This window comes from Microcoleus sp. C2D2, from assembly GCF_036702495.1.
In the GTDB taxonomy this organism is placed as follows: domain Bacteria; phylum Cyanobacteriota; class Cyanobacteriia; order Cyanobacteriales; family Microcoleaceae; genus Microcoleus.
The window spans coordinates 3341-7990 of the sequence record NZ_JAUBTO010000045.1; the positions used below are offsets into that span (position 1 = coordinate 3341).

A 4650-nucleotide genomic window follows, 5' to 3' on the forward strand; every position below is an offset into this window, starting at 1 on the left:
CCCAAAATCAACAGGCAAGATGCCTGTTCCACAATACATCAAGTTTCTTGTGGGGTGGGCATCTTGCCCGCCCAAAATCAACAGGCAAGATGCCTGTTCCACAATACATCAAGTTTCTTGTGGGGTGGGCATCTTGCCCGCCCAAAAAAATACAATTTAGATGCGGGACAGCTTACCAACTTTTGAAAAGAAGAATATTTATTTTATGCCACTAAAGGACTTAGCTAATTTTAAAACTAGCGTTATTGGATGCAGTGCGGTGATGGCTATTGGACAAGTTATTTCAAATGCGATCGCCCATCCGGCAACTCAAGCACCAGCGGGTATTGTCAGCGGCCCGAGCGCACTTGGCGGAGTTTCGATTTTGGCGATCATTGCTGGTGGTATTGCGGGGAATATGACGGCTAATGACCTCGGAAATCGGATGACCCAAAGGTTGAGCAAAAATCCGAATATTCTCGATAATCGCGATTTGATTGAGGCGGCGGGTGAGGCGATCGCCTATATTTTGAGAGAGGTTGCTTCGTCGGATAAATTAATTGCGATCGCCGAAACCCAAAATTTGCCCGCTCCAGAAACAGCACTCAGTCAATTAGCCGAGAAAACTCCTGAATACTGGCTGGGTATTAACACGAATACAGCCGACTTGTCAAGGGGTTTAAATATTTCCGAAGACCAGTTAACCCTGATTTTTTCTGCGGATGCCGAGGAGTTCGATCGAGTTACCGGATTGACACCGGCAGATTGGGCAAGTTTCCTCAACGAATTCGCCCGGCGCGAGGGCAAATCCTTCGATGCGGAAATTGTGGAATTTGTGGCGGACAAGCTGTACGCAACTTTCCCGAAAGCGTACCGCGAAGTGCTGAAACTCGATGCGGCGAAGGGAGGAGAAAAGTTTGCCGCGATGCTGTTGAATCTGCACCAAATTGCTTTGGCCCAACTGAGAGATTTGGGGCTGCAAAAAGGGGAAATTCTGGACAAATTGGAGGCCGTGGCAACGGGGCAGCAGATTTGTCAAGTCATGGCGAAATTAGAAGCCATAGAAATTGGCATCCGATCCGATTTGGGGCAAATTAAAACATCACTGGAACGATTTGTTGATATTTCCGCGCCCCGATTGCCGCTTCCCTACGAGTGCGAAACGATTATTCAAGACCGCACTCAAGACTTTAGCGGCCGCCAATTTGTGTTTGCAGCAATTGCCGAATTTTTGCAGAAGAATCGCCAAGGCTATTTTGTTTTAGAAGCAGAACCTGGTGTCGGGAAAAGTTCAATTATGGCGAAGTTAGTGCTGCTGCTGAAGCGGCGCTGTGTTGCCCATTTTAACTCGCAATCTCAAGGCATTGTCCGCGCCGAACAATTTCTGGAAAATGCCTGCCTTCAGTTAATTCGAGGCTTTCAACTAAGTTATCCGCAACTGCCGGAAAATGCAACCAGAGATGGCAATTTTCTCAGTCGATTGTTGGGGGAAGTCAGCCCTAAATTGGGCGAAAAAAAGTTGATTTTGGTCGTGGATGCCCTGGATGAAGTCGAGCTCGGTTTGCAGGGGCGCGGCAGCAATGTCCTTTATTTGCCAGATGTTTTGCCGGATAATGTTTATTTTATTGTCTCGAAGCAGCCGAAAACTCTGGCTTTGCCAAATCATCAGGTTTTTGATTTGATGCAGTACAGTGCAGAAAGTTTGGCGGATGTCAAGCTTTATATTGACAAACTTACCAGCAACAGCGCGTCTATTCAGAGTTGGATTAACCGTCAAAATTTGCAGCAAGATCAGTTTGTGGCGGCGGTGGCCCAAAAAAGCCAGAATAACTTTATGTACCTGCGCTATGTGCTGAATGATATCGATAGCGGCAAGTACAGCGATGTGACTTTGAACGATTTGCCGGGGGAGTTGGAAGGATATTATGAGAAGCACTGGGCTCGGATGGAAATGGCGGTTAAAGATAGAGAATTGCGCCGCCGCAAGTTGAAGGTGATTTATTTGTTGACCAAAACTCGCAAGCCGGTTTCCTGCGATATTTTGGCGGATTTTGCTGAGGAAGATGCGTTAGATGTGCAGGAAGTTCTGGATGATTGGGAACAGTTTCTCCGGCGTAGCGGTGATAGCCCTCCCGATTACAGTATCTATCACGCGAGTTTCCAAAGATTTCTGCACCGCAAAGATGTGGTGCAGAAAGCTGGGGTGTGGCTGCGGGATATAGAAACGGCAATTTCTGATAATTTGTGGGAGGATTTGTACGGCGATGAGTAAGTTTAAAGAACGGTTGGGGAAACAGTCGCCGAAAAAGCGGCTTTATACTTTGGAAACTCTGCCGGGGCATTTGGCCCAGAGTGTTCAAGGGGAACGGCTGCATCAGTTGTTAACGGATTTTGATTTTATTGAGGCGAAGTTGGATGCGTTGGGGGTTCAATCGTTAATTGAGGATTACGATTTAGCGCGAATTTCTGATGTTTTGCTGTCGGAGGGGCAAACTGAAACTTTGCGGTTGATTCAAGGGGCAATTCGCAAGTCGGCGCAGGTTTTGGATAAGGATAAAACGCAGTTAGCGGGGCATTTGTGGGGAAGATTGCTGGATTTTGAAAGGCCCCAAATTCAGGAGTTGCTCGAACAAGGGAAGCAATCGAAAGATAGTCCTTGGCTGCGGCCTTTAAAGGCTAATTTAGAGCGGCCCGGTGAAGGATGTCTGCGAACTCTCAGCGGTCATACTGACTCGGTATTTGCAGTGGCGATCGCACCAGACGGCCTGACAGCGATTTCCGCTTCATGGGATAAAACCCTGAAAATCTGGGACACCCAGACAGGTAGGGAAGTTAGAACCCTCACCGGTCATACTGGCTGGGTAAGATCGGTGGCGATCGCACCAGACGGCCTGACAGCGATTTCCGCTTCATGGGATTACACTCTGAAAATCTGGGACACCCAGACAGGTAGGCAAGTTAGAACCCTCAGCGGTCATAGTGACTGGGTAGAAGCAGTGGCGATCGCACCAGACGGCCTAACAGCGATTTCCGCTTCATGGGATTACACCCTGAAAATCTGGGACATCGAGACAGGTAAGGAAGTTAGCACCCTCACCGGTCATACTAACTCGGTAAGATCGGTGGCGATCGCACCAGACGGCCTGACAGCGATTTCCGCTTCAGACGATAAAACCCTGAAAATCTGGGATACCGAGACAGGTAGGGAAGTTAGAACCCTCACCGGTCATACTGACTCGGTAAATGCAGTGGCGATCGCACCAGACGGCCTGACAGCGATTTCGGCTTCATGGGATAAAACCCTGAAAATCTGGGACACCGAGACAGGTAGGGAAGTTCGAACCCTCACCGGTCATACTAGCTTGGTAAATGCAGTGGCGATCGCACCAGACGGCAAAAGAGCGATTTCCGCTTCATGGGATTACACCCTGAAAATCTGGGACATCGAGACAGGTACGGAACTTAAAACCCTCACCGGTCATACTAGCTTGGTAAATGCAGTGGCGATCGCACCAGACGACCTGACAGCGATTTCCGCTTCATGGGATAAAACCCTGAAAATCTGGGAAACCAAGACAGGTACGCAACTTAAAACCCTCACCAGTCATACTAACTGGGTAAATGCAGCAGCGATCGCACCCGACGGCTTCCTAGCGATTTCCGCTTCAGGGGATAACACTCTGAAAATCTGGGACACCGAGACAGGTACGGCAGTTAGAACCCTCAGCGGTCATACTAACTGGGTAAATGCAGTAGCGATCGCACCAGACGGCCTCACCGCGATTTCCGCTTCAGGGGATAACACCCTGAAAATCTGGGACACCGAGACAGGTACGGCAGTTATAACCCTCAGCGGTCATACTAAATGGGTAAATGCAGTCGCGATCGCACCAAACGGCAATACAGCGATTTCCGCTTCACGGGATAAAACCCTGAAAATCTGGGACACCGAGAGAGGTACGGAAGTTAGAACCCTCACCGGTCATACTGACTCGGTATATGCAGTGGCGATCGCACCCGACGGCAATACAGCGATTTCCGCTTCACGGGATAACACCCTGAAAATCTGGGACACCGAGAGAGGTACGGAAGTTAGAACCCTCACCGGTCATACTGACTCGGTATATGCGGTAGCGATCGCACCCGACGGCAAAACCGCGATTTCCGCTTCACGGGATAAAACCCTGAAAATCTGGGACACCGAGACAGGTACCGAAGCTAGAACCCTCAGCGGTCATACTGACTCGGTATATGCAGTGGCGATCGCACCCGACGGCTTCCTAGCGATTTCCGCTTCACGGGATAACACCCTGAAAATCTGGGATCTACTCAGCGGCAAGGAGATTGCTAGTTTCAGCGGGGAGGGTGGCTTCAAGGGCTGTGCGATTTCGCCTGATGGGATGACTGTTGTAGCGGGGGATGCCTTGGGCCGGGTGCATTTCCTGCGATTGGAGAAAGTTAGCGGCGGGCGATAATCCAAGAAACCGGGTTTTTGCCCGAATCTGTCGGTTGTAACTGAGATGTTGCACCATTCTCAAGAACAGGCAAGATGCCTGTTCCACAAAGAGTAGATTTTCTTGTGGAACGGGCATCTTGCCCGTTCATAAAGGCTTATTGACAATGGTGTAACATCTCAATATTCTCGCTTAACAGGCAAGATGCCTGTTCCAC

Annotated in this window: 4 protein-coding genes; 3 read left to right on the forward strand and 1 reads right to left on the reverse strand. The window is 49.5% G+C overall.

The window, feature by feature from the left end:
- The 3 genes from QUB61_RS16320 to QUB61_RS16330 form a co-directional block, all read left to right on the forward strand.
- The coding region (locus QUB61_RS16320) for a hypothetical protein (RefSeq protein WP_333190035.1) at positions 1-186 on the forward strand (186 nt) is incomplete at its 5' end.
- Positions 187-205: 19 nt separating this feature from the next.
- Positions 206-2251 carry an ATP-binding protein gene (locus QUB61_RS16325; RefSeq protein WP_333136051.1) on the forward strand — a complete coding sequence of 682 codons (2046 nt, stop codon included), beginning with the start codon at positions 206-208 and terminating at the stop codon, positions 2249-2251.
- Positions 2244-4454, forward strand: coding sequence for a hypothetical protein (locus QUB61_RS16330; RefSeq protein WP_333190037.1), 2211 nt, complete (start codon positions 2244-2246; stop codon positions 4452-4454). Before QUB61_RS16325 ends, QUB61_RS16330 begins: the two co-directional genes overlap by 8 nt.
- Here the strand turns inward: QUB61_RS16330 and QUB61_RS16335 are convergent.
- Positions 4438-4584, reverse strand: a complete 147-nt coding sequence (locus tag QUB61_RS16335) for a hypothetical protein (RefSeq protein ID WP_333190039.1) — start codon at positions 4582-4584, stop codon at positions 4438-4440. The genes QUB61_RS16330 and QUB61_RS16335 overlap by 17 nt on opposite strands.
- Positions 4585-4650 lie beyond the last annotated feature (66 nt).

What these genes read in the sequence shown, in the direction of transcription:
- QUB61_RS16325 (WP_333136051.1), top strand. Translation starts at nt 206, where the DNA reads ATGCCACTAAAGGACTTAGCTAATTTTAAAACTAGCGTTATTGGATGC.
- QUB61_RS16330 (WP_333190037.1), top strand. Translation starts at nt 2,244, where the DNA reads ATGAGTAAGTTTAAAGAACGGTTGGGGAAACAGTCGCCGAAAAAGCGG.
- QUB61_RS16335 (WP_333190039.1), bottom strand. Translation starts at nt 4,584, where the DNA reads ATGAACGGGCAAGATGCCCGTTCCACAAGAAAATCTACTCTTTGTGGA.